A 23190-nucleotide genomic window follows, 5' to 3' on the forward strand; every position below is an offset into this window, starting at 1 on the left:
TGCCATGCTGCGACGTCAGGTTCTGACTTTAGGTAGTGCACTGCTGGGAGCAGTGACGCTGGGCGGCTGGACGCTGTTCAAACGCAAGGATCAGAGCCCGCTGTTGCTGTCGGCGCGCGACGACACTGACGGCAAGCACTACGCCGTCGGCTATCGGCTGGACGGCACCCGGGTGTTCGCCACCGAGGTCGGCCAGCGTTGCCACGACATCATCAATCACCCGACGCAGCCAATCGCGCTGTTTGTCGCACGTCGCCCGGGCACCGAAAGCTACCTGATCGACCTGCGCGACGGTAAGTTGCTGCAGACGGTGACGTCGCAGCCGAACCGGCACTTCTACGGCCACGCCGTGGTGCACAAGGACGGTGAATACCTGTACGCCACCGAGAACGACACCACCGATCCCGGCCGTGGTTTGCTCGGCGTGTACAAGTTCGAAGGCGAGCGGCTGGTGCACAGCGGCGAGATTTCCACCCACGGCCTCGGCCCGCATCAGGTGTCATGGATGCCCGATGGCGAGACGCTGGTGGTGGCCAATGGCGGGATTCGTACCGAAGCGGAAAGCCGCGTCGACATGAACCTCAACGCCATGGAGCCAAGTCTGGTGCTGATGCAGCGCGATGGCACCCTGCTGAGCAAGGAAACCCTCGCCCAGCAGATGAACAGCGTGCGTCATCTGGGCATCGCCAGCGACGGCACCATCGTTGCCGGTCAGCAATTCATGGGCGCCTCGCACGAGCGTTCGGAGTTGCTGGCGATCAAGCGTCCGGGGCAGCCGTTCGTGGCCTTCCCGGTGCCGGAGCATCAGTTGCAGTCGATGGGGCATTACACCGCCAGCGTCGCGGTGCACAGTGATTTGCGTCTGGTTGCGCTGACGGCGCCGCGTGGCAACCGCTTCTTTATCTGGGATCTGGACAGCGGCGAAGTGCGCCTCGATGCACCATTGCCTGATTGCGCTGGCGTCGGTGCGGTGAAGGACGGTTTTGTCGTGACCTCCGGCCAAGGCCGTTGCCGTTACTACGATTGCCGCCAGGATGAGCTGTTGGCCAAGCCGCTGGAATTGCCGGCGGGGCTCTGGGACAACCATCTTCATCTGATGGCGTAAAACAGCCTTAAAAGATCGTCCGATCGCGGCCCGAGCCTTCGGCAGCTCCTACCTTGGAATGCATTCCCCTGTAGGAGCTGCCGCAGGCTGCGATCTTTTTGCGTCCCCCTGTAATAACTGCCAGTTGGAATCCCCCCTGTACTCGGAGTAATGTGCCCGCCTGTCTCACCTGATTTATCCAAGGAACTGGAAATATGCTGCGTCGCCGCATGCTGATCATGTTGGGTGTTGTTTTGCTGATCGTCCTGGTGCTGGGCGGGTACAAAGCCTTTTCGATCTACACGATGATCCAGGGCTTCTCCAAGCCGAAACCGCCGATCAGCGTCGCCGTGGCCAACGCCACAGAGCAACCGTGGCAGCTGCGCCTGCCGACCGTCGGCACGCTCAAGGCGTTGCAAGGTGTCGAGCTGAGCCTGGAAGTCGCCGGCACCGTCACCGAACTCAAGTTCGAATCCGGACAGAAGGTCAAGGCCGGGCAACCGCTGCTGCAACTCGACAGTGGCGTCGAAACCGCCCTGCTGGAAACCGCCAAGGCCGATCTGGGTCTGGCGCAACTGGACTTCGGCCGTGGCGCGCAACTGGTCGACAGTCGCGCCATCTCCAAAGGCGAGTACGACCGGCTCTCCGCCGTTCTGCAAAAGAACAAGGCCACGGTCAATCAGCTCAACGCCTCGCTGGCAAAAAAACGCATCCTCGCGCCATTCAGCGGCACCATCGGCATCCGTCAGGTCGACGTCGGCGACTACCTCGCCAGCGGCAGCAAAATCGCCACGCTGCAGGACTTGAGCAGCCTCTACGCCGACTTCTATTTGCCCGAACAATCGGTGCCGAAACTGGCCATCGGTCAACCGGTGCAAATCTCGGTCTCCGCTTACCCCGGGCAAAACTTCGCCGGCAAGATCAGCGCGATCAACCCGATCGTCGAAAGCACTACGCGCAACATTCTGATCCGCGCCACCCTGGCCAACCCCGACGGCAAACTGCTGCCGGGTATGTTCACCAGCCTTGAAGTGCTGCTGCCCGACCCGCAGAAACATATCGTGGTGCCGGAAAGCGCGATCACCTACACCCTCTACGGCAACTCGATCTACGTGGTCGGGCAGAAGAAAGCCGAAGATGGCAGCGTCGAAAAGGATGACAAGGGCCAACCGGTGCTGATCGCCGAACGCCGCTTCATCGAAACCGGTGAACGCCGCGATGGCCTGGTGATGATCAACAAGGGCGTGCAGAGCGGCGAACAAGTGGTGACGGCTGGCCAGATCAAACTGGACAACGGCGCACACATCGCCATCAGCGACGACAAGACCCTCGGCGAGCAGAACAGTCCGCCTCGCGCCGACTGATCAAGGAATCCCCATGGCTTTTACCGATCCGTTCATCCGCCGCCCGGTGCTCGCCACTGTGGTCAGCCTGTTGATTGTATTGCTCGGCTTTCAGGCCTGGAGCAAGTTGCCGCTGCGCCAATACCCGCAAATGGAAAACGCCCTGATCACGGTGACCACTGCGTACCCCGGGGCTAACGCCGAAACCATTCAGGGTTACATCACCCAGCCAATGCAGCAAAGTCTGGCCAGCGCCGAGGGCATCGACTACATGACCTCGGTCAGTCGGCAGAACTTCTCGGTAATCTCGATCTACGCACGCATCGGCTCGAACACCGACCGCTTGTTCACCGAACTGCTGGCCAAGGCCAACGAGGTGAAGAACAAGCTGCCGCAGGACGCCGAAGACCCGGTGCTGAGCAAGGAGTCCGCCGACGCCTCGGCGCTGATGTACATCAGTTTCTTCAGCAAGGACTTGAGCAACCCGCAGATCACCGACTACCTGTCACGGGTGATCCAGTCAAAGCTCGCGACCTTGCCGGGCATGGCCGAGGCGGAGATTCTCGGCAATCAGGTGTTCGCCATGCGCCTGTGGCTCGACCCGGTGAAACTCGCCGGTTTCGGCCTCAGCGCCAGCGATGTGACCAACGCCGTGCGCCAGTACAACTTCCTCTCCGCTGCCGGCGAAGTGAAAGGCGAGTACGTGGTCACCAGCATCAACGCCAACACCGAACTGAAATCCGCTGAGGCCTTCGCGGCGATTCCGCTCAAGGTCAGTGGCGACAGCCGCGTGCTGCTCAGCGATGTCGCGCGGGTGGAAATGGGCGCGGAAAACTACGATTCGATCAGCTCGTTTGGCGGCACGCCGTCGGTGTACATCGGCATCAAGGCGACACCGGGCGCCAACCCGCTGGACGTGATCAAGGAAGTGCGCAAGCTGATGCCCGAGCTGGAAGCGCAACTGCCGCCAAACCTGAAAAGCGAGATCGCTTACGACGCCACATTGTTCATTCAGGCCTCGATCGATGAAGTGGTGAAAACCCTGTTCGAAGCAGTACTGATCGTCATCGTCGTGGTGTTCCTGTTCCTCGGCGCACTGCGCTCGGTGGTAATCCCGGTGGTGACCATCCCGCTGTCGATGATCGGCGTGATGTTCTTCATGCAGATGATGGGCTACTCGATGAACCTGCTGACGCTGCTGGCGATGGTGCTGGCCATCGGTCTGGTGGTGGACGATGCGATTGTCGTGGTGGAGAACATCCACCGACACATCGAGGAAGGCAAAACGCCGTTTGATGCGGCGCTGGAAGGCGCACGGGAAATCGCCATGCCGGTGGTCTCGATGACCATCACCCTGGCGGCGGTGTATGCGCCGATCGGTTTCCTCACCGGGCTGACCGGGGCGCTGTTCAAGGAGTTTGCGCTGACCCTCGCTGGCGCCGTGGTAATTTCCGGAGTCGTCGCCCTGACTTTGTCGCCGATGATGTGCGCGTTTTTGCTGCGTCACGAGGAAAACCCCAGCGGCCTCGCGCACCGCCTCGACCGCATATTCGATGGCCTCAAGCGCCGCTACCAAAGCATGTTGCACGGCACGCTGAACACGCGGCCGGTGGTGCTGGTATTCGCGGTGATCGTGTTGTGCCTGATCCCGGTGTTCCTCAAGTTCACCAAATCGGAACTGGCCCCGGACGAAGATCAGGGCATCATTTTCATGATGGCCACTGCGCCGCAGCCGACCAACCTTGATTACCTGAGCACCTACACCGACGAATTCATCAAGATCTTCAAAGAGTTCCCGGAGTACTACTCCTCGTTCCAGATCAACGGCTACAACGGCGTGCAGGCCGGCATCGGCGGTTTCCTGCTCAAACCGTGGAACGAACGCAGCCGCACGCAGATGCAGATCCTCCCCGAGGTGCAAGGCAAACTGGAAGGCATACCGGGCCTGCAGATTTTCGGTTTCAACCTGCCCTCCCTGCCCGGCACCGGTGAAGGCTTGCCGTTCGAGTTCGTGGTCAACACCGCCAACGACTATGAACTGCTGCTGCAAGTCGCCGACCGGATCAAGAAACGCGCGATGGAGTCGGGCAAGTTCGCCTTCGTCGACCTCGATCTGGCGTTCGACAAACCTGAAGTGGTTGTCGATATCGACCGCGCCAAAGCGGCGCAGATGGGCGTGTCGATGCAGGACCTCGGTGGCACCCTCGCCACCCTGCTGGGCGAGGCGGAAATCAACCGTTTCACCATTGATGGGCGCAGCTACAAGGTGATTGCTCAGGTTGAACGGCCGTATCGCGATAACCCTGACTGGCTGAACAATTACTACGTGAGGAACACCCAGGGTGAGCTGCTGCCGCTGTCGACACTGATCAAGGTCAGCGACCGCGCACGACCGCGCCAGCTCAACCAGTTCCAGCAGCTCAACGCCGCGAAGATTTCCGGTTTCCCGTTGGTGAGCATGGGTGAAGCCATCGACACCGTGTTGCAGATTGCCCGCGAAGAAGCACCGGCCGGGTTTGCTTTCGACTACGGCGGCGCCTCACGCCAGTTCGTCCAGGAAGGCAGTGCCCTGTGGGTAACCTTCGCGCTGGCCCTGGCGATCATCTTTCTGGTGCTGGCCGCACAGTTCGAGAGCTTCCGCGATCCGCTGGTGATTCTGGTGACGGTGCCCTTGTCGATCTGTGGGGCGTTGATTCCGTTGTTTCTCGGCTGGTCGAGCATGAACATCTACACCCAGGTCGGGTTGGTGACGCTGATCGGTCTGATCAGTAAACACGGGATTCTGATCGTCGAGTTCGCCAACCAGTTGCGCAAGGACAAGGGCCTGACGGCGCGTGAAGCCGTTGAGGAAGCGGCGGCGATTCGCTTGCGGCCGGTGCTGATGACCACGGCGGCGATGGTGTTTGGCATGGTGCCGCTGATTCTGGCAACGGGTGCGGGGGCGGTCAGCCGCTTTGATATCGGCATGGTGATTGCCACGGGGATGTCGATCGGCACGTTGTTTACGCTGTTCGTCCTGCCGTGCGTTTACACCCTGCTGGCGAAACCTGATAAGCCTTGAAAGCAAAATATCGCAGCCTTCGGCAGCTCCTACACCGATCCATGTAGGAGCTGCCGAAGGCTGCGATATTTTGATCTTGCTGGCATAAAAAAAGGCCTCGCAACTGCGAGGCCTTTTATGTGGGCTTCAATCGTTTCAACTCTGCGGCCTCATCCCTTGAGAAAGTCCGAACATGAACAACAACAGATCATGATCGGGTTTGGTCGCCACGGAGGCTTTCGCCACCCGTGGGACTGCGCAGTGGGCGTCGTCTACGGACGCGCCAACCACCTGCATGCGGGGCTGCTCCCAGGCAGCCACCGCCAATGACGCAACTGCCAAGGCTCCAACCAAAAACAAACCTCGTGCAATTTCTAGTTTCATCGCTATAAACCTTTGATAGCGCTGCCAAACGCCGTCTCATAAAAGTAGACGAGTTTCTTCCAGTCCGCGTCGCGGAACGACGAATGGCGACGCAATTGCTTCATGTCGTGGGAAGCGGCGCGATAGGCGGTCAGACGCTGGCGGCATTTCTCCAGATCGATCAAAGCGACCTCGACCTTGGCCGACTCGCCTTCGCCCGTCACCCGCACAAACACGTGTTTGATGTAGATGCAGCTGTGCTGCCAACGGCCCTTGTGCATGCGCGCCAGGTTTTCGGCGAGGTCCTTGAGCACACGCTCATACACCACATCGCCGCACTGATCGCGACCGCCGGCAGCCGCCAGCCAATGTTCCAGCTCCTGAAAACCGTCCAGGGACTTGGTCACCAGCAGTGCACGCCATTTGTGCTGCGGATCAGGCTGGGCGCCGCAAAAAACGATTTCCGGCACGCGCACACCGAGCTTGCTCACGCCAGTCAGCGCATCAAGTTCACGCAGAACAGTGGGACGGCCAAAAGGATGCAACCAACTGCGATAGATATGACCGGTCTGGCGCTTGGCATACAGCAGTTGTCCATCGCGCCCCACTACCCTTTGCACGCCACTTTCCCCACCGCGTCGAACATTGGGTTCTTCCACCCACTCGCCGCGCTGGTTCCAGTAAAAGTCAAAGCGATCTTGCGGAGCGACATCCGTTTCTGCTGCAAATTGCACTGCCATCCTGTTACCTCTTGCGTAATACGTAAACTCGCCACATGGCGTAGAGCGGAATAAAGTCCAGTTGTTCCTGAATTCGAAAACCTGCCTCCTCGAACTCCTTTTCCACCGTAGCGGCCGGTAACACAAAGCGATTCTGATACTCGCGTTTGTCACGGTTGCGCTCGGCACGCTGGCGTTTCCAGGCCTTGAAATTGCCGTCAACCCACAGCGAAACAATCACACTGTCACGGGTGACACGCTCGAACTCGCGCAGAATCGCCCGGCGGTGCTCGGCTTCACCGATGTGATGAAGCAGACGCATGCAGAAGATGCTGTCGACGGCGTTATCCGGCAAGGCAATGTCGAACGCAGATGTGTGCAAGGGTTGTACCCGTTTCACCACATCGGCCGGTTGCGCTTGCATGGCCGTCTTGATCATCGACTCGGAATTGTCCGCGCCAATGATCACCCGGTTGGCCTTTTCGCCCAGCAATGGCCAGAAACGCCCGGCACCGCAAGGCAGATCCAGCACCAGTCCCGGCTCGCCGACCAGCGCCAGTGCCTTGCGAGCCAGTTGTTCATCACGCCAGTGAGAGAGCCGACGTCCAAGGCTTTCCTTGTGCTTGCGCAGGTATTTCTGCGCGTGCTGATCGTCGTACTTCTCGGAAAAATCGAGTTTGATTGGGCCGGCCATCACCAGGACTCCTGAATTGCTGATGGCACCACCTTAGGGAGCGGCGTGTCAGCGTCAGGTCATCCATTTGTGAAAAAAATGTCAGGTAAACAGACAAATTATTACAGCGTTATACAGGATTCAGACAGGTTAGAGGGAGTAGCCTTGCGCCACCCCCTGCGTCAGATTTTGCCAAGATCCACTTCGAAGCGGCAGCCATTCGGTTCCATCGTGCTCAAACTGACGGTCCAGCCCTGGTTCTCGCAGATCCGCTGCACCAGCGATAAACCCAGCCCCAGACCTTCGCCGCGCTTTTCGCTGCCACGCACGAATGGCTCGAACATGGCTTCGCGCTTTTCTTCCGGGATGCCGACGCCGGAGTCTTCGACCACGAAGCCGTTGCCTTTGAGCGTCAGACGAATGAAGCCTTTTTCGGTGTAATGCAGCGCGTTGCGCAACAGGTTGCCCATCACGGCATTCAACAGGGTCGCGTTGTAGCGAATGTCTGATGGACTGCCCGGTTCGAAGACCAGTTTCAAGCCCTTGCTCTCGATCGGCCCGCGCCACAGACACAACAGGTTTTCGGCGACTTGCGAGAGGTTTTGCTGAAGTGCCATGCCGGCATCTTCATGCTGCGCGCGCGCCAGCATCAGGAAGGTTTGCACCAACTCGCGCATTTCTTCACTGGCGCGGGCAATACGCTCGACCTGTGAGCGACCGCGCTGGTCGATCCCCGGGTTTTCCAACAGCAGTTCACAGGAACTGGCCAGCACCATCAGCGGCGTGCGCAATTCGTGACTGACATCGCTGGTGAACAATCTTTCACGGGTCAGTGCCTGACGCAGACGTCCGAGCGTGGCATCGAACGCCACCGCCAGTTCGCCGACTTCGTCAGCCGCATAATCCGGCGCCAGCGGTGGTGCCAGCCCCAGCAACTGGTCGCGGTGGCGCACCTGCCGGGCCAGCCGCACCACCGGCGCCATCACCTTGCGCGCGAGCACCCAGCCGAGGAACACCGCCAGTGCCAGGCTGAGCACGAAACCCACCAGCACCACGGCAAACAGCACGCGCTCGCGCTCTTCGAAATCGCTTTGATCCTGCAGCAATACGTAACGTCGACCGTCGACGACTTCGACCATCGCGTGATACGACAGCTGCTCGCGAAACACTTCATGGAAACCTGAATCGAGGTGGCGCAGATCCTTGGGCAACTCGAAATCGCCCGGTCCGCCGCTGAAATAGAACAATTGATCCGGCTCCGGACGGTGGCTCCAGTCCGAAACGTTGTCCATCAGCAGCAAACGCTGCAAATCACCGCCCAGCCCTGCTGAAATCAGCTTTTCTTCGACCAGGTGCACGGTCGCGACGATGCCCATGGCAAAGGCACCGGCGACCAGGGCGCTCATCAAGGCAAAGGCAATAATGATCCGCTGGGATAGGCTTTGCTTAAACTCCATTACACATCGGCCAGCCGGTAACCCACGCCGTGCACGGTGTGCAGCAATGGTTTGGTGAACGGTTTGTCGATCACCTGACGCAATTGGTGAACGTGACTGCGCAGGCTGTCGCTGTCCGGGCAATCATCGCCCCACAGCGCTTCTTCGAGAATTTCCCGACGCAGTACGTGCGGGCTCTTCTGCATCAACACCGCCAGCAACTTGAGGCCGACCGGGTTGAGCTTGAGCAATTTGCCGTCGCGGGTCACTTCCAGCGTGTCGAGGTCGTAGCTCAGATCGGCGACCTGCAACGCACGGCGGCCACCACCCTGCGCACGGCGCATCACCGCTTCGACCCGCGCAGCCAGCTCGGACAAGGCAAATGGCTTGATCAGATAATCATCAGCCCCGGACTTGAAACCTTGCAGACGATCATCGAGCTGATCACGAGCGGTGAGCATGATCACCGGCGTGTCGCGGCGGGCATCTTCACGCAGGCGTTTGCACAGGGTGTAGCCATCGATGCCCGGCAACATGATGTCAAGCACGATCAGGTCGTAATGCTCGGTGGCGGCCAGATGCAGGCCCGACAAACCGTCCTGGGCGCAATCGACGGTATAGCCTTTGAGGCCCAGATAATCGGCCAGATTGGCCAGGATGTCGCGGTTGTCTTCGACCAACAGAATTCGCATGGGCACCTCCTCCGTACGGGGTAACGGCCGTCTTGGCCCGCGCAGCTTACGGCCAAGTGTGGCTCAGGGCTAGGCGTGTGTCGGGTTGTTTAGCGATAAAAATGCTCATTGCGCCCGCCAACGTTTTTTTCACTTTCGGTTAACAAATCGGCGACGCCCGCACGCGCAGACTCCGCGCGGTTGCGCTCCTCAGAACATACTTACCGACCAAGGAATTGCCCATGGCGTCGACTTCTGCCCGTCCCGTTTCCAGGCCACTGAATTTCTGGTTGTGTCTGGGAATACCCGCCGTCGCGGCGATCATTCTGGTACTGCTCGAATTGACCGATCTGGACATGGATCTGGCCCGTCTGTTCTACGACCCGGTTGCCGGCGACTTTATCGGGCGGCACAGTTTTTTTCTTGAAGACATCCTTCACGATCGCGCCAAGCAGGTAGTGATCGCGTTCTCGGTGTTTGCCATCCTGGGTTTCATCGGCGCGTTTTTCCTCGCCAGACTGAAACCGTTCAAGCGTGAGCTGGGCTGTCTGGTGCTGTCGCTGGGCCTGGCGACCTCGTTTGTCACTCCGGTCAAAGCCGTGACTGCGGTGCAATGCCCCTGGAGCCTGGAGCAATTCGGTGGTCATGAAACCTATAGCAAGTTGATGGAGCATCGCCCACAGACCGACAAGCCCGGGCGTTGCTGGCCGGGTGGTCATGCGGCGACGGGGTTTACTCTGTTCGCGTTGTTCTTTGTCCTGCGCGATCGCCGTCCGCGTCTGGCCAGACAGGCGTTTATCTTTGCCTTTGCATTGGGTTCGGTGTTTTCGATCAGCCGGATGATGCAGGGTGCGCACTTCTTTTCGCACAACGTGTGGACGGCGATTTTCTGCTGGCTGATTTGCCTGGGGTCTTATTACTGGGTGCTGTATCGCCCGGCGGTGAAGGCCCAGGCCGTGGTCGAGGCACAACCGGTCAGCGCCTGATCTGACGCCATCGCTGGCAAGCCAGCTCCCACAGGGTTGGTGCCGAGCACACATTTTGTGAACGCTCGAATCACTGTGGGAGCTGGCTTGCCAGCGATGAACGATTACTCGGACTTGCGCCAACACTAAATCAAAGGCAATAAAAAACCCCGCTGACCTTCGTCAGCGGGGTTTTGCGTTACAGGGGTAAGGCTGGCTTACATCATGCCGCCCATGCCACCCATGCCGCCCATGTCTGGCATACCGCCGCCAGCAGCGCCGTCTTTCTTCGGCGCGTCAGCTACTGCCGCTTCGGTGGTCAGGATCAGACCGCCGATAGACGATGCAGCTTGCAGAGCGGAACGAGTCACCTTGGTTGGGTCCAGGATGCCCATTTCGATCATGTCGCCGTACTCGCCAGTCGCAGCGTTGTAACCGAAGTTACCCTTGCCGTTCTTGACTTCGTTGACCACAACGCTTGGCTCGTCGCCGCTGTTGGCAGCGATCTGACGCAGCGGAGCTTCAACAGCGCGGCGCAGAACAGCGATACCGACGTCCTGATCAGCGTTGTCGCCTTTCAGGTCAACCAGGGTTTGCAGAGCGCGGATCAGCGCAACGCCACCGCCAGGTACCACGCCTTCTTCAACGGCTGCGCGGGTTGCGTGCAGGGCGTCTTCAACGCGGGCTTTCTTCTCTTTCATTTCAACTTCGGAACCAGCGCCAACCTTGATTACTGCAACGCCGCCGGACAGCTTGGCCAGACGCTCTTGCAGTTTTTCACGGTCGTAGTCCGAAGAAGTTTCGGCAACCTGAGCACGGATCTGAGTGATACGCGCCTGGATGTCGGATTCTGCACCGGCACCGTCAACGATGATGGTGTTTTCCTTGGAGATGGTCACACGCTTGGCGCTGCCCAGGTTTTCCAGGGTAGCGGCTTCCAGGCTCAGGCCGATCTCTTCGGAGATAACGGTACCGCCGGTCAGAACAGCGATGTCCTGCAGCATGGCCTTGCGACGGTCGCCGAAGCCTGGTGCCTTGACGGCTGCGACTTTGACGATGCCACGCATGTTGTTCACAACCAGAGTCGCCAGGGCTTCGCCTTCAACGTCTTCGGAAACGATCAGCAGTGGACGGCCGGCTTTGGCAACGGCTTCCAGTACTGGCAGCATTTCACGGATGTTCGAGATCTTTTTGTCGACCAGCAGGATCAGCGGGCTGTCCAGCTCGGCAACCATGGTCTCTGGCTTGTTGACGAAGTACGGGGACAGGTAGCCACGGTCGAACTGCATGCCTTCTACAACCGACAGTTCGTTTTCCAGGCCAGTGCCTTCTTCAACGGTGATCACGCCTTCTTTACCGACTTTTTCCATGGCTTCGGCAATGATGTCGCCGATGGAGTTGTCGGAGTTGGCCGAGATGGTGCCTACCTGAGCGATGGCCTTGGTGTCAGCGCATGGCTTGGACAGGTTCTTCAGCTCTTTGACGATAGCGATGGTCGCTTTGTCGATACCGCGCTTCAGGTCCATCGGGTTCATGCCGGCAGCGACGGCTTTCAGGCCTTCGTTGACGATCGACTGAGCCAGAACGGTAGCGGTGGTAGTACCGTCACCAGCGTCATCGTTGGCACGGGAGGCAACGTCTTTGACCAGCTGCGCGCCCATGTTTTCGAAACGGTCTTCGAGTTCGATTTCTTTGGCGACGGAAACGCCGTCCTTGGTGATGGTCGGAGCGCCGAAGCTCTTCTCGATGATCACGTTACGGCCTTTCGGGCCCAGGGTCGCTTTTACTGCGTCAGCCAGGACGTTGACGCCCTTGAGCATTTTTTTACGGGCGGAATCGCCAAACAGAACTTCTTTAGCAGCCATGATCGATATTCCTTAAATACTTTGTAGTAGCGGGAAAATGAACGGGGGTATCAGCCTTCGATAACAGCGAGGATTTCGTTCTCGCTCATTACCAGCAGGTCTTCGCCGTCGACTTTCACAGTGTTGCTGCCGGAGTAAGGACCGAACACAACCTTGTCGCCTTCTTTAACGGACAGTGCGCGCACTTCGCCGTTTTCCAGAGCTTTGCCCGGGCCTACAGCGAGAATCACACCGTGGTTGGCTTTTTCAGCAGCCGAACCTGGCAGGACGATACCGCCAGCGGTTTTCTTTTCTTCTTCGCTGCGACGGATTACGACGCGGTCATGCAGAGGACGAAGCTTCATTGTCGATCTCTCCTAATTGTGGTTTTCATCGGCCGGTGTATTCCCGGCGGGTTTAACAAATCCGGCCTGCGCCGGTTGCGGATCGTCAAGCGAGCCGCGGAAGTCTGACTGGCTCAAATGCCAGAAACCTTTCGGTGACCGATACATAAGGGCGCATAAGCTTATTACAAGGGCGAGGCGAAAAATTTTTCACCGATATGTTGCACAAAAGCAGCCCATAAACGAACACGGCACCCGAAGGTGCCGTGTCGATGCAGATGTTACTTGGAGTCGCGGTGTTCGAACTCGCCTTCGATCACATCACCCTCACGGCCGAGCGGCTGGCGCGGTGCGGGACCGCCACGGGGTTGCAGGTCGTCGGCGAACGCACGCTGGCGCATGGCCTGGTCTTCGGCGCGCTGACGCATCTTGTTGGCCAGCAGGCGACGCGTGAACGGCAGCAGCATGATCAGACCCACCACATCGCTGATGAAGCCGGGCAGGATCAACAAGCCACCGGCCAACGCCAGCATCAGGCCTTCGAGCATGGTTTGCGCGGGCAGTTCGCCGCGGTTCAGGCTTTCACGGGCACGCAGAGCCGTGGCCAGACCGGCGACGCGCAGCACGAACACGCCGAACATCGAGCCGAGAATAATCAGCAGCAGGGCCGGGAAAAACCCGATAGAGCCTGCCACTTTGACGAATACGAACAGCTCCAGCACTGGAAACAGCAGAAAGAGCAACAGAAAAGGGCGCATCAAAGTTTCCTCAACGCAAGAAATGCCTTGCAGTAAGCCTTAGATGACGTCGCCCTTTCGTGAATTCAAGCGTCGGCCACTGCATTTTTTGGCCAGACCTCGGCGTGAGCCAATGAAACCAGGGCTTCGCGCACTTGTGTCGGCGTATTACAAGGCGTTGGAAACGGCAGCCAGTACAGCGCCTGACCGATGCGCAGGTGCATGCCTTCGGTGTCAATCCCGGCCAATTGCGCCGGCACGTTTTTCGGCAGACCGGCGAGGTCGACGTAGTGCGCGATGGCTTTGCCGTGGTCGCTGTTCATGTGCTCGACCATGCTGATTTCAGCCTTGCCGGCAAACGGGTTGGCCAAAGTCAATTGATCGACCCAGTGAATCGCGCCGAAACCGCCGATGTAGCGATGACGCACCGGGTTCAACACCCAGAAGTCGAAATCGTGGGCCTTGTGGTAGTTCTGCGAATCGGGGAAATAACGGTAGTAACGCTCGGCGGCGGCTTCGATCGCGGCAACGTCTTCGAGCTTTTGCGCCTCGGCCAGATAGGTCAGGCGACCAACGGCTTGCACATCATCGGCCTCGCGCTCGCCGACGAGCATCGAGCATTTCGGGTCTTTTTGCAGGTTGTGGGTGTGCTGGGCGATGCGGCTGATCAGGATCAGCGGCCGGCCCTGCTCGTCCAGGCAGTACGGCACCACGGAGCCAAAGGGAAAACCGGGCATCGATTTGGAGTGGGTCGACAGCACTCCACGGTATTCCTTGAGAAGCAATTCTCGGGCATTCTTCGCCACTTCAACGCTCAATTTATGACTCCTTAAATGGTATCCGTCGAAAAAACGGACGGGCGCCCGGGATCAAGTCCCAGTCACGCCAGCGGGCAATTCTCATGTGCAACCCAGCCACGGCCGGTGCAGATCGGGAGTCGCTGAAAACAAAAACCAATCAGACCTGCTATCGGGACATGCGAATGCAACTCAACGACAAAGTAATCATTATCACCGGCGGTTGCCAGGGTTTGGGCCGCTCGATGGCCGAGTATTTCGCCGGCAAAGGCGCGAAACTGGCGTTGGTCGACCTCAATCAGGAAAAACTCGACGACGCGGTCGCGGCCTGCAAGGCCAAGGGCGTCGAGGCGCGCAGCTATCTGTGCAACGTGGCCAATGAAGAGCAGGTCGAGCACATGGTCGCCCAGGTCGCCGCCGACTTTGGCGCGATCCACGGCCTGATCAACAACGCCGGGATCCTGCGCGATGGCCTGCTGTTGAAGGTCAAGGACGGCGAAATGACCAAGATGAGCCTGGCACAGTGGCAAGCGGTGATCGACGTCAACCTGACCGGCGTGTTCCTCTGCACCCGTGAGGTGGCGGCGAAAATGGTCGAGCTGAAGAACAGCGGCGCGATCATCAATATTTCGTCGATCTCGCGTGCGGGCAACGTTGGCCAGACCAACTATTCGGCGGCCAAGGCCGGTGTTGCTGCGGCGACCGTGACTTGGGCCAAAGAGCTGGCGCGTTACGGCATTCGTGTCGCGGGGATTGCGCCGGGCTTCATCGAAACCGAGATGACCCTGGGCATGAAACCGGAAGCGCTGGAGAAGATGACTTCGGGGATTCCGCTCAAGCGCATGGGCAAGCCGGAAGAGATCGCCCATTCGGCGGCGTATATCTTCGAGAACGACTATTACACCGGGCGGATTCTGGAGATGGATGGCGGGTTGCGTATCTAACTGCCACCGCAAAACAACTGTAGGAGTGAGCCTGCTCGCGATAGCGGATTAACATTCAACAAATGTGTTGAATGATCGACCGTTATCGCGAGCAGGCTCACTCCTACAGGGTTATCGGTGTTGCTGATGTATCAATCGTCGCTGATGGTGATGTTCGGCATCGCCGGCGTCACCGCTTCCTGCAACACAATCCGTGCGCCAACGTGGCGGGCCAGTTCCTGATAGACCATGGCAATCTGGCTGTCCGGCTCGGCGATCACGGTCGGTTTGCCGCCATCGGCCTGCTCACGGATCAACATCGACAGTGGCAGCGAAGCCAGCAGTTCAACGCCGTACTGGGTCGCCAGTTTCTCACCACCGCCCTCACCGAACAGATGCTCCGCATGCCCGCAGTTCGAGCAGATGTGCACGGCCATGTTTTCCACCACGCCCAACACCGGAATGTTGACCTTGCGGAACATTTCCACGCCTTTGCGCGCATCCAGCAACGCCAGATCCTGCGGAGTGGTGACGATGACCGCGCCGGCCACCGGGACTTTTTGCGCCAACGTCAGCTGAATGTCACCGGTGCCTGGCGGCATGTCGATGACCAGATAATCGAGATCGCCCCACGCGGTTTGCGTGACCAGTTGCAACAGTGCGCCGGAGACCATCGGCCCGCGCCAGACCATCGGTGTGTTGTCGTCGGTCAGGAATGCCATCGACATGACTTCTACGCCGTGCGCCTTGAGCGGCACGAACCACTTCTGATCCTTGACCTCCGGGCGGGTGCGCTCGGGGATGCCGAACATGATGCCCTGGCTCGGGCCGTAGATATCGGCGTCGAGAATCCCGACCTTGGCGCCTTCACGGGCCAGCGCCAGCGCGAGGTTGGCGGCGGTGGTCGACTTGCCTACGCCACCCTTGCCAGAGGCCACGGCAACCACGTTCTTGACGTTGGCCAGCCCCGGAATCTGCGCCTGCGCCTTGTGCGCAGCGATCACACTGGTCACCTCGACCTTGGCGATCACCACGCCATCAAGGTTTTCGATGGCCAGTTGCAGCAGTTGCGCCCAGCCGCTCTTGAACAGACCGGCGGCGTAACCGATTTCCAGCTGCACGTTGACGCGGTCACCGACGATCTCGATGTTCTTCACGCAACCGGCGCTGACCGGGTCCTGGTTCAGGTAGGGGTCGGTGTATTGGCTGAGGACGGCTTCCACCGCTGCGCGAGTGACGGCGCTCATGGGCAACTCCGATAACAAGACTGGGAAAAGATGGCGGGTATCGTACCTGAAAAAGATCGCCGCCTTCGGCAGCACCTACAGATGTCTAGCGATTCCTGCAGGGGGCGTTGAAGCCTGCGATCCTTTCTGTCTGTTCATCCAATGAAACAGGTGCACAGGGTGAAAAATATGCGCCAGCGCTTTATAGTGGCCGACCTCCGTTTCATCAAGTAGCGAAGCCCCACATGTCCGAACCACGCAAGATCCTCGTCACCAGCGCCCTGCCCTACGCCAACGGTTCGATTCACCTTGGCCATATGCTGGAATATATCCAGACCGATATGTGGGTGCGCTTCCAGAAGCATCGCGGCAATCAATGCATCTATGTCTGCGCCGACGACGCCCACGGTTCGGCGATCATGCTGCGCGCGGAAAAGGAAGGCATCACCCCGGAACAACTGATCGCCAATGTGCAGGCTGAACACAGCGCCGACTTTGCCGAGTTCCTGGTTGATTTCGACAATTTCCACTCCACTCACGCCGAAGAAAACCGTGAGCTGTCGAGCCAGATCTACATCAAGCTGCGTGACGCCGGGCACATCGCCCAACGCTCGATCACCCAGTATTTCGACCCGGAAAAGAAAATGTTCCTGGCCGACCGCTTCATCAAGGGCACCTGCCCGAAGTGCGGCACCGAAGACCAATACGGCGACAACTGCGAAAAATGCGGTGCGACATACGCACCGACTGATTTGAAGGATCCGAAGTCGGCCATCTCCGGCGCCACCCCGGTGCTCAAGGATTCCCAGCACTTCTTCTTCAAACTGCCAGACTTCCAGCAGATGCTGCAGACCTGGACCCGCAGCGGCACCCTGCAAGACGCCGTCGCCAACAAGATCGCCGAATGGCTCGACGCCGGCCTGCAACAGTGGGACATCTCCCGCGATGCGCCGTACTTCGGTTTCGAGATTCCGGGCGAGCCGGGCAAGTATTTCTACGTGTGGCTGGACGCGCCGATCGGCTACATGGCCAGCTTCAAGAACCTCTGCGACCGCACGCCGGAACTGGATTTCGACGCGTTCTGGGGCAAGGACTCCACCGCCGAGCTGTACCACTTCATCGGCAAGGACATCGTCAATTTCCACGCGCTGTTCTGGCCAGCGATGCTCGAAGGCGCAGGCTACCGCAAGCCGACCGGCATCAATGTGCACGGCTACCTGACCGTCAACGGCCAGAAGATGTCCAAGTCGCGCGGCACCTTCATCAAGGCCCGTACGTATCTCGATCACCTGTCGCCGGAATACCTGCGCTACTACTACGCGGCCAAACTGGGCCGTGGCGTCGATGACCTCGACCTGAACCTCGAAGACTTCGTGCAGAAGGTCAACTCCGACCTGGTCGGCAAAGTGGTCAACATCGCCAGCCGTTGCGCCGGGTTCATTCAGAAAGGTAACGCTGGCCTGCTGGTCGACACCAACGCCGCGCCAGAGCTGACCGAGGCGTTCCTGGCTGCCGCGCCAAGCATTGCCGACGCCTACGAGGCCCGCGACTTCGCCCGTGCCATGCGTGAAACCATGGCCCTGGCCGACCGCGCCAACGCGTGGATCGCCGACAAAGCGCCGTGGTCGTTGAACAAACAGGAAGGCAAGCAGGATGAGGTCCAGGCGATCTGCGCCACCGCCATCAACCTGTTCCGCCAACTGGTGATCTTCCTCAAACCGGTGCTGCCGCTGCTGGCAGCTGATGCCGAGGCGTTCCTCAACGTCGCCCCGCTGACCTGGAACGACCACACCACGCTGCTGGCCAACCACCAGTTGAACGAATTCAAGCCGTTGATGACCCGCATCGACCCGGTAAAAGTGCAAGCCATGTCCGACGCCTCGAAAGAAGACCTGACCGCCAGCCAGACCGACACCGGTGCCGCCGCCCCTGCCGGCAATGGCGAACTGGCCAAGGATCCGCTGTCGCCGGAAATCGACTTCGATGCCTTTGCCGCGATCGACCTGCGCGTCGCACTGATCGTCAAAGCCGAACACGTGGAAGGTGCTGACAAGCTGCTGCGCCTGACGCTGGACATCGGTGACGAGCAACGCAACGTGTTCTCGGGCATCAAGAGCGCATACCCGGATCCGTCCAAACTCGACGGTCGCCTGACCATGATGATCGCCAACCTCAAGCCACGAAAAATGAAGTTCGGTATCTCTGAAGGCATGGTGATGGCTGCCGGCCCTGGCGGTGAAGAAATCTACCTTCTGAGCCCGGACAGCGGCGCCAAGCCTGGTCAGCGCATCAAGTAACAGCTGGCGGTCAATTGATCCCACAGGCGTGCCCGGCATGCCTGTGGGATTTTTCATATCTGGCCGGATAATGCCTAACCTAAAGAGACACACGCCCGTTTCGCTGGCAGGACCATGACCGAACTCGTGCTTACGCTTATCAGTGCTGCACTGCTCAACAACTTCGTGTTGCACTGGCCGCTGGGCGTCGATCCGCTGTTGGCGGGCAGTCGTCGTCAGGTGCATGCGTTGGGGCTGGCGACGTTGTGCCTGATGTTGCTCGTCGGTGTAGTCGGTTACGTGATCTGGCATTGGTTGCTGGTGCCGCTTCACCTTGAAGCCCTGCGGTTGTTCGTTTTTCTGCCATTGAGTGTGTTGCTGATTGCGCCGCTGCTGAAACTGTTGACGCGCTGGCTGCCTGATCTGCCCTTCGCCGGTCTATGGCCATTGTTGCTGGGCAATGCCGGTGTGCTCGGGCTGACGCTGATCAACACGCAAAACGATCGAGGTCTGCTGCAGGCGACAGCGCTGAGTCTCGGTGCCGGGCTGGGTTTCTGGCTGGTGCTGAGCCTGTTTCAGGATTTGCGTGAACGCACCGCCGACAACGATATTCCCCTGCCCTTTCGCGGCTTGCCGATCGATCTGATCAGCGCCGGTTTGATCGCAGTGATTTTTCTCGGATTCAGTGGACTGATCAAAACATGAGTCTGATTCAACACATCGATGCCCTTCTGCCGCAGACCCAATGCGGCAAGTGCGGCCATCCCGGATGCAAGCCATATGCACAAGGCATCGCCGAGGGCGAGCCGATCAACAAGTGCCCGCCGGGCGGTGACGAAACCATTGCCGCGCTGGCGGAACTGTTGAAAGTGCCGGTACTGGAGCTGGACATCAGTCGCGGCTCGGCGCCGCCGCAAGTGGCGTTCATCCGCGAGGCCGAATGCATTGGCTGCACCAAGTGTATTCAGGCCTGCCCGATCGACGCGATTGTCGGCGCGGCAAAACTGATGCACACGGTGATCATTGACGAGTGCACCGGTTGCGACCTGTGTGTTGCGCCGTGCCCAGTCGATTGCATCGAAATGCATCCATTGCCACCGAGCACATTGCCGGTGGTGGGCGGTCTGGCCTTCAGTCTTGAAGAACAGCGCGCACGGGCGGCCAAACGCGATCATGCGCGTCAACGTTTCGAGCGTCGAAACGAGCGCTTGCAACGCGAAGAACAACAAAAGCAGGCAGAGCGTGAAGCGCGGGCAAAACGGGCGGCGCAACCTGAAGTGACTGCAACCGATCCGGTGCAGGCAGCGCTTGAGCGGGTGCGCGCGCAGAAAGCGGCGACCGCGGATGCGGCGCTGAAGAAAGCCAAAATCGATGTCGCCATGAGCCGCGCGCAATTGCACAAGTCGCTGAAGGCTTTCGGCCATCCGCCGACGTTCGACCAGCAGGCGCAATTGATCGTGTTGCAGCAGCAATTCGAAGCCGCCGAACAGGCTCTGGCGGCCGTTGAAAGCAGCGCTGCGCCAGCCCCCGTAGTGCCTGCCCCAGCCAAAGACGCCGATCTGAAACGGGCAAAGATCCAGTTGGCCATGCGCCGCGCCGAACTGAAAAAAGCACAAGCCGCCGATGCGGCGCCGGAGCAGATCGCCGCGCTGGAACAAGCATTAAGCGATGCCGAGCAGGCCCTGCACGCCGCCGAAGCGACAAGCGAGCAGCCATTGCCTGACCTGGTGCGCGTCGAAAAACGCCCGATCGACAGCCAGCTTCGCCAGTTGAAAACCGAATTGGCCTACGCCCGCGCGGACCTCAACAAACTCGAGCGTCGCGCCGACACGCCCAGTGAAATCCTCGACAAGGCCCGCGCCCGCCTGCAAGACGCCGAGCGCCAGGTGCAAGATCATGTCGCCCCTTGAAGCACCGGACGATCGCCTGCTACAGGCGATGAAACGGGTGCTGCTCGCCGCTTTGCCGGGGCTGCTGACGCTGTTCTGGTTTTACGGTTGGGGCGTACTGATCAATCTGCTGTTGGCTATCATCACCGCGCTGATGGTCGAGGCAGCTGTCCTCCGACTGCGTCGACAGCCAATGCAGCCGACACTAAGCGACGGCAGTGCGTTGGTCAGCGCGACATTGCTGGCCGCCGCTCTGCCACCTTATTGCCCGTGGTGGCTGACGGTAACGGCCATTGCTTCGGGTCTGTTGTTTGGCAAGCACGTGTACGGCGGCGTCGGTAGAAATCCGTTCAATCCGGCGATGCTCGGGCTTGCCTTGGTCGTGGTGATGTTCCCGCAGCCGATGACCCATTGGCCGGCCCATGGCCTGGACCTGACGTCGAGCCTTCAACAGGTATTCGGCTTGGGTCAGACTCCGGATGCCTGGGTGCAGGCCACCGTGCTGGACAGCCTGCGCATCAACAAAAGCCTGACCATGGACGAGTTGTTCGCCAGCAGTCCTGCCTTTGGTCGCTTTGGTGGGCACGGCGTCGAATGGGTGAATCTGGCGTTTTTCGCTGGCGGGTTGTTTTTGCTGCAACGCCGGGTCTTTGGCTGGCACGCACCGCTGGGCATGCTCGCCAGCCTGTTTGTCGTCAGTCTGCTGTGCTGGAATGGCTCAGGCTCGGACTCGCATGGTTCACCGCTGTTTCATCTGCTTAGCGGTGCGACCATGCTGGGCGCGTTTTTCATCATTACCGAACCGGTTTCCGGCGCTAAGAGCGCACTTGCTCGCCTGCTGTTCGGCGTAGGTGTCGGGCTGCTGACCTATTTGATTCGCACCTGGGGTGGATACCCGGATGGCGTGGCATTTGCGGTGCTGCTGCTGAACCTTTGTGTGCCGGCGCTGGAACGATTTGCCGCCGGCCGTCAGGTTGAGGTGAGGCCATGAATCGTACGGTCAGCGCGCTTGTGCTTCTGCTGTTGGCAGTCATCGACATCGGTGCAACGTACTTCGTACAGCGTATTAACGCACCACAGATCGTCGCGCAGCAGCGCTTGCTCGAAAGCCGCAAACTGCTTGATCTGCTCCCGCTCGAAGCCTACGACAACCAACCGCTGGAACAGCCTCTAGCGCTGACAGACATCACCTTGAGTCACAGCACCTTGTCGGGCGGCTATCGCGCGACCCGAGACGGCCAGACCGTAGCGATATTGCTGCGCAGTCAGACCCAGGGTTATGCGGGCGCCATCGAACTGCTGATCGCCATCGATGCCACCGGCAAATTATTGGCTGTAAAAACCCTCCAACAGAGCGAAACCCCGGCCCTCGGCGGGCATCTGGGTGACTGGCCGAATGCCTGGCTGCAAACGTTTACCGGCAAATCGGCCAATGGGCCAACCGATGCAGGCTGGGCGCTGAAAAAGGATCAGGGACAATTTGATCAAATAGCCGGTGCAACCATCACCTCGCGCGCGGCGATCAGCGCGATTCATGATGCCCTGCGCTACTTCGATGACCATCGGGCGACACTGCTGGGGAGCGGAACATGAACCGGTCGGCGACTCTTTCGAACGCGTTGATGCTGACATTGCTGCTTGGCACCAGTGACTCCTTGGCCGGCGCCCTGGTGGCATTATTGATGTTCGCCAGTGTCGTGGGTCTGTATGGCCTGTGCATGCCTGTTTTAAGGTCTCGCCTGACAGGCACAAGCGCATTGCTGGCCAGCCTGCTGCTCGCCGCGACCTTCACCAGTTGTGCTGACCTGTTGGCGCAACGCTGGTTTCTGCCCTGGCAGCAAACTTCCGGCCTCTATGTGGGCCTGATCGCCCTGCAATGTGTGGTGCTGGAACACAATGGCTTCTGGCGCCAATCGCGGATCGAGCGCTTGAAACTCTGCGGCATGTTCGGCGGATTGATGCTGCTGCTCGCCGGGCTGCGTGAACTCAGCGGTCACGGTAGTCTCGGCCGGGGGCTGTCCGAATACTGGCCAGGTCTTGTTGTATTTAGCCAAGGGCTGCACCTGATCACCTTGATCCCCGGTGCCTTTATTTTGTTGGCGCTGCTGCTGGCGGCGCGTCAGGCGATGATTCGCCCGAACTCGATATCCAAGGAAACGCATCGCCCATGAATGCTGCAAAACGTCTGGAGATTTTCCGCCGCCTGCACGAAGACAATCCGGAGCCGAAGACTGAGCTGGCCTACTCCTCGCCGTTCGAACTGCTGATCGCGGTGATTCTTTCAGCCCAGTCGACTGATGTCGGCGTCAACAAGGCCACGGCAAAGTTGTTTCCGGTGGCCAATACGCCGGCTGCCATCCACGCTCTGGGGGTCGAAGGTCTATCCGAATACATCAAGACGATCGGCCTCTACAACAGCAAGGCGAAGAACGTCATTGAAACCTGCCGCTTGCTGGTCGAGCGCCATGGCAGCGAGGTCCCGCAAACCCGTGAGGAGCTCGAAGCCTTGCCGGGAGTGGGCCGCAAGACCGCCAACGTCGTACTCAACACGGCTTTCCGGCAACTGACCATGGCCGTCGACACCCACATCTTCCGGGTCAGCAATCGCACCGGCATTGCACCGGGCAAAAATGTGGTTGAAGTGGAAAAGAAGCTGATGAAGTTTGTACCCAAAGAATTCCTGCTCGACTCTCACCACTGGCTGATTCTTCACGGCCGTTACGTGTGTCTGGCCCGCAAGCCACGCTGCGGCAGTTGCCGCATCGAGGACTTATGCGAGTACAAGGACAAAACTTCGGACGATTGACCGGCTATTGGAATAATTGATAAGTCGATTGAAAAAATCTTTTTTACCCGCTGC

The 23190-nt window shown here is 59.4% G+C and carries 22 protein-coding genes; 12 read left to right on the top strand and 10 right to left on the bottom strand.

Translation table 11 applies throughout. From position 1 onward, the window contains the following. Positions 1–4: 4 nt before the first annotated feature. The 3 genes from M5G26_RS25905 (at position 5) to M5G26_RS25915 (ending at position 5488) form a co-directional block, all read left to right on the top strand. Positions 5–1105: a DUF1513 domain-containing protein gene (locus M5G26_RS25905; RefSeq protein WP_095191953.1), complete on the top strand. Its 1101-nt coding sequence runs from the start codon at positions 5–7 to the stop codon at positions 1103–1105. A gap of 194 nt (positions 1106–1299) precedes the next feature. Further along, positions 1300–2448, top strand: a complete 1149-nt coding sequence (locus M5G26_RS25910) for an efflux RND transporter periplasmic adaptor subunit (RefSeq protein ID WP_134178336.1) — start codon at positions 1300–1302, stop codon at positions 2446–2448. Between the two features lie 13 nt (positions 2449–2461). Next, complete coding sequence (locus M5G26_RS25915) at positions 2462–5488, top strand: multidrug efflux RND transporter permease subunit (RefSeq protein ID WP_273916833.1); 3027 nt, start codon at positions 2462–2464, stop codon at positions 5486–5488. A 135-nt stretch (positions 5489–5623) separates the two neighbouring features. Here the strand turns inward: M5G26_RS25915 and M5G26_RS25920 are convergent, their stop codons facing one another. From M5G26_RS25920 to colR, 5 genes are all read right to left on the bottom strand, one after another. Then, entirely contained in the window at positions 5624–5851 is a 228-nt protein-coding gene (locus M5G26_RS25920) for a hypothetical protein (RefSeq protein ID WP_034153490.1), read from the bottom strand. Between the two features lie 2 nt (positions 5852–5853). Continuing rightward, on the bottom strand, positions 5854–6570 hold the full coding sequence (locus M5G26_RS25925; RefSeq protein WP_007916599.1) for a lipopolysaccharide kinase InaA family protein: 717 nt from the start codon (positions 6568–6570) through the stop codon (positions 5854–5856). A 4-nt stretch (positions 6571–6574) separates the two neighbouring features. Next, positions 6575–7243, bottom strand: coding sequence for a class I SAM-dependent methyltransferase (locus M5G26_RS25930; RefSeq protein ID WP_095123299.1), 669 nt, complete (start codon positions 7241–7243; stop codon positions 6575–6577). Positions 7244–7404: 161 nt separating this feature from the next. After that, positions 7405–8679 (bottom strand): sensor histidine kinase, encoded by a 1275-nt coding sequence (locus M5G26_RS25935; protein ID WP_134178334.1) that lies wholly within the window; start codon positions 8677–8679, stop codon positions 7405–7407. Further along, positions 8679–9350: a two-component system response regulator ColR gene (colR, locus tag M5G26_RS25940; RefSeq protein WP_095123294.1), complete on the bottom strand. Its 672-nt coding sequence runs from the start codon at positions 9348–9350 to the stop codon at positions 8679–8681. The genes M5G26_RS25935 and colR overlap by 1 nt, the downstream gene beginning before the upstream one ends. Positions 9351–9571: 221 nt before the next feature. Between colR and M5G26_RS25945 the strand changes: the two genes are divergently transcribed. Further along, positions 9572–10315, top strand: coding sequence for a phosphatase PAP2 family protein (locus M5G26_RS25945; RefSeq protein WP_273916834.1), 744 nt, complete (start codon positions 9572–9574; stop codon positions 10313–10315). A 197-nt stretch (positions 10316–10512) separates the two neighbouring features. Here M5G26_RS25945 and groL read toward each other — a convergent pair whose 3' ends face one another. The 4 genes from groL to M5G26_RS25965 form a co-directional block, all read right to left on the bottom strand. Next, positions 10513–12159 carry a chaperonin GroEL gene (gene groL, locus M5G26_RS25950; RefSeq protein ID WP_038369060.1) on the bottom strand — a complete coding sequence of 549 codons (1647 nt, stop codon included), beginning with the start codon at positions 12157–12159 and terminating at the stop codon, positions 10513–10515. 50 nt (positions 12160–12209) lie between these two features. Then, a complete protein-coding gene (locus tag M5G26_RS25955; RefSeq protein WP_007916610.1) occupies positions 12210–12503 on the bottom strand; it encodes a co-chaperone GroES in 294 nt (97 codons plus the stop codon). Between the two features lie 260 nt (positions 12504–12763). Beyond that, a complete protein-coding gene (locus tag M5G26_RS25960) occupies positions 12764–13240 on the bottom strand; it encodes an FxsA family protein (protein ID WP_007916611.1) in 477 nt (158 codons plus the stop codon). 65 nt (positions 13241–13305) lie between these two features. Next, positions 13306–14037, bottom strand: coding sequence for a HugZ family pyridoxamine 5'-phosphate oxidase (locus M5G26_RS25965; protein WP_273916835.1), 732 nt, complete (start codon positions 14035–14037; stop codon positions 13306–13308). 164 nt (positions 14038–14201) lie between these two features. Between M5G26_RS25965 and M5G26_RS25970 the strand changes: the two genes are divergently transcribed. Further along, on the top strand, positions 14202–14960 hold the full coding sequence (locus M5G26_RS25970) for an SDR family oxidoreductase (protein ID WP_053123391.1): 759 nt from the start codon (positions 14202–14204) through the stop codon (positions 14958–14960). Between the two features lie 131 nt (positions 14961–15091). Here M5G26_RS25970 and apbC read toward each other — a convergent pair whose 3' ends face one another. Then, on the bottom strand, positions 15092–16186 hold the full coding sequence (gene apbC, locus M5G26_RS25975) for an iron-sulfur cluster carrier protein ApbC (protein ID WP_134178331.1): 1095 nt from the start codon (positions 16184–16186) through the stop codon (positions 15092–15094). A 224-nt stretch (positions 16187–16410) separates the two neighbouring features. Here apbC and metG point away from each other — a divergent pair, with 224 nt between their 5' ends. From metG to nth, 7 genes are all read left to right on the top strand, one after another. Beyond that, complete coding sequence (gene metG / locus M5G26_RS25980) at positions 16411–18462, top strand: methionine--tRNA ligase (RefSeq protein ID WP_122606810.1); 2052 nt, start codon at positions 16411–16413, stop codon at positions 18460–18462. Between the two features lie 114 nt (positions 18463–18576). Continuing rightward, positions 18577–19146, top strand: a complete 570-nt coding sequence (locus M5G26_RS25985) for an electron transport complex protein RnfA (protein WP_273916842.1) — start codon at positions 18577–18579, stop codon at positions 19144–19146. Next, positions 19143–20351: an electron transport complex subunit RsxB gene (rsxB, locus tag M5G26_RS25990; RefSeq protein WP_273916844.1), complete on the top strand. Its 1209-nt coding sequence runs from the start codon at positions 19143–19145 to the stop codon at positions 20349–20351. Before M5G26_RS25985 ends, rsxB begins: the two co-directional genes overlap by 4 nt. Then, positions 20338–21321 (top strand): RnfABCDGE type electron transport complex subunit D, encoded by a 984-nt coding sequence (locus M5G26_RS25995; protein WP_273916846.1) that lies wholly within the window; start codon positions 20338–20340, stop codon positions 21319–21321. Before rsxB ends, M5G26_RS25995 begins: the two co-directional genes overlap by 14 nt. Beyond that, entirely contained in the window at positions 21318–21923 is a 606-nt protein-coding gene (locus tag M5G26_RS26000; RefSeq protein WP_273916847.1) for an RnfABCDGE type electron transport complex subunit G, read from the top strand. Before M5G26_RS25995 ends, M5G26_RS26000 begins: the two co-directional genes overlap by 4 nt. Further along, positions 21920–22501 (top strand): Rnf-Nqr domain containing protein, encoded by a 582-nt coding sequence (locus M5G26_RS26005; protein ID WP_134178325.1) that lies wholly within the window; start codon positions 21920–21922, stop codon positions 22499–22501. Before M5G26_RS26000 ends, M5G26_RS26005 begins: the two co-directional genes overlap by 4 nt. Further along, complete coding sequence (nth, locus tag M5G26_RS26010) at positions 22498–23136, top strand: endonuclease III (RefSeq protein WP_008079405.1); 639 nt, start codon at positions 22498–22500, stop codon at positions 23134–23136. The genes M5G26_RS26005 and nth overlap by 4 nt, the downstream gene beginning before the upstream one ends. The last annotated feature ends 54 nt before the right edge of the window (positions 23137–23190 follow it).

Origin of the sequence: Pseudomonas sp. TNT2022 ID642, from assembly GCF_028656995.1 — a bacterium.
Lineage (GTDB): Bacteria > Pseudomonadota > Gammaproteobacteria > Pseudomonadales > Pseudomonadaceae > Aquipseudomonas.

What these genes read in the sequence shown, in the direction of transcription:
- colR (WP_095123294.1), bottom strand. Translation starts at nt 9,350, where the DNA reads ATGCGAATTCTGTTGGTCGAAGACAACCGCGACATCCTGGCCAATCTG.
- apbC (WP_134178331.1), bottom strand. Translation starts at nt 16,186, where the DNA reads ATGAGCGCCGTCACTCGCGCAGCGGTGGAAGCCGTCCTCAGCCAATAC.
- M5G26_RS25960 (WP_007916611.1), bottom strand. Translation starts at nt 13,240, where the DNA reads ATGCGCCCTTTTCTGTTGCTCTTTCTGCTGTTTCCAGTGCTGGAGCTG.
- M5G26_RS25930 (WP_095123299.1), bottom strand. Translation starts at nt 7,243, where the DNA reads ATGGCCGGCCCAATCAAACTCGATTTTTCCGAGAAGTACGACGATCAG.
- rsxB (WP_273916844.1), top strand. Translation starts at nt 19,143, where the DNA reads ATGAGTCTGATTCAACACATCGATGCCCTTCTGCCGCAGACCCAATGC.
- M5G26_RS26000 (WP_273916847.1), top strand. Translation starts at nt 21,318, where the DNA reads ATGAATCGTACGGTCAGCGCGCTTGTGCTTCTGCTGTTGGCAGTCATC.
- M5G26_RS25910 (WP_134178336.1), top strand. Translation starts at nt 1,300, where the DNA reads ATGCTGCGTCGCCGCATGCTGATCATGTTGGGTGTTGTTTTGCTGATC.
- M5G26_RS26005 (WP_134178325.1), top strand. Translation starts at nt 21,920, where the DNA reads ATGAACCGGTCGGCGACTCTTTCGAACGCGTTGATGCTGACATTGCTG.
- nth (WP_008079405.1), top strand. Translation starts at nt 22,498, where the DNA reads ATGAATGCTGCAAAACGTCTGGAGATTTTCCGCCGCCTGCACGAAGAC.
- metG (WP_122606810.1), top strand. Translation starts at nt 16,411, where the DNA reads ATGTCCGAACCACGCAAGATCCTCGTCACCAGCGCCCTGCCCTACGCC.
- M5G26_RS25995 (WP_273916846.1), top strand. Translation starts at nt 20,338, where the DNA reads ATGTCGCCCCTTGAAGCACCGGACGATCGCCTGCTACAGGCGATGAAA.
- M5G26_RS25925 (WP_007916599.1), bottom strand. Translation starts at nt 6,570, where the DNA reads ATGGCAGTGCAATTTGCAGCAGAAACGGATGTCGCTCCGCAAGATCGC.
- M5G26_RS25955 (WP_007916610.1), bottom strand. Translation starts at nt 12,503, where the DNA reads ATGAAGCTTCGTCCTCTGCATGACCGCGTCGTAATCCGTCGCAGCGAA.
- M5G26_RS25915 (WP_273916833.1), top strand. Translation starts at nt 2,462, where the DNA reads ATGGCTTTTACCGATCCGTTCATCCGCCGCCCGGTGCTCGCCACTGTG.
- M5G26_RS25945 (WP_273916834.1), top strand. Translation starts at nt 9,572, where the DNA reads ATGGCGTCGACTTCTGCCCGTCCCGTTTCCAGGCCACTGAATTTCTGG.
- M5G26_RS25920 (WP_034153490.1), bottom strand. Translation starts at nt 5,851, where the DNA reads ATGAAACTAGAAATTGCACGAGGTTTGTTTTTGGTTGGAGCCTTGGCA.
- M5G26_RS25905 (WP_095191953.1), top strand. Translation starts at nt 5, where the DNA reads ATGCTGCGACGTCAGGTTCTGACTTTAGGTAGTGCACTGCTGGGAGCA.
- M5G26_RS25935 (WP_134178334.1), bottom strand. Translation starts at nt 8,679, where the DNA reads ATGGAGTTTAAGCAAAGCCTATCCCAGCGGATCATTATTGCCTTTGCC.
- M5G26_RS25985 (WP_273916842.1), top strand. Translation starts at nt 18,577, where the DNA reads ATGACCGAACTCGTGCTTACGCTTATCAGTGCTGCACTGCTCAACAAC.
- M5G26_RS25970 (WP_053123391.1), top strand. Translation starts at nt 14,202, where the DNA reads ATGCAACTCAACGACAAAGTAATCATTATCACCGGCGGTTGCCAGGGT.
- groL (WP_038369060.1), bottom strand. Translation starts at nt 12,159, where the DNA reads ATGGCTGCTAAAGAAGTTCTGTTTGGCGATTCCGCCCGTAAAAAAATG.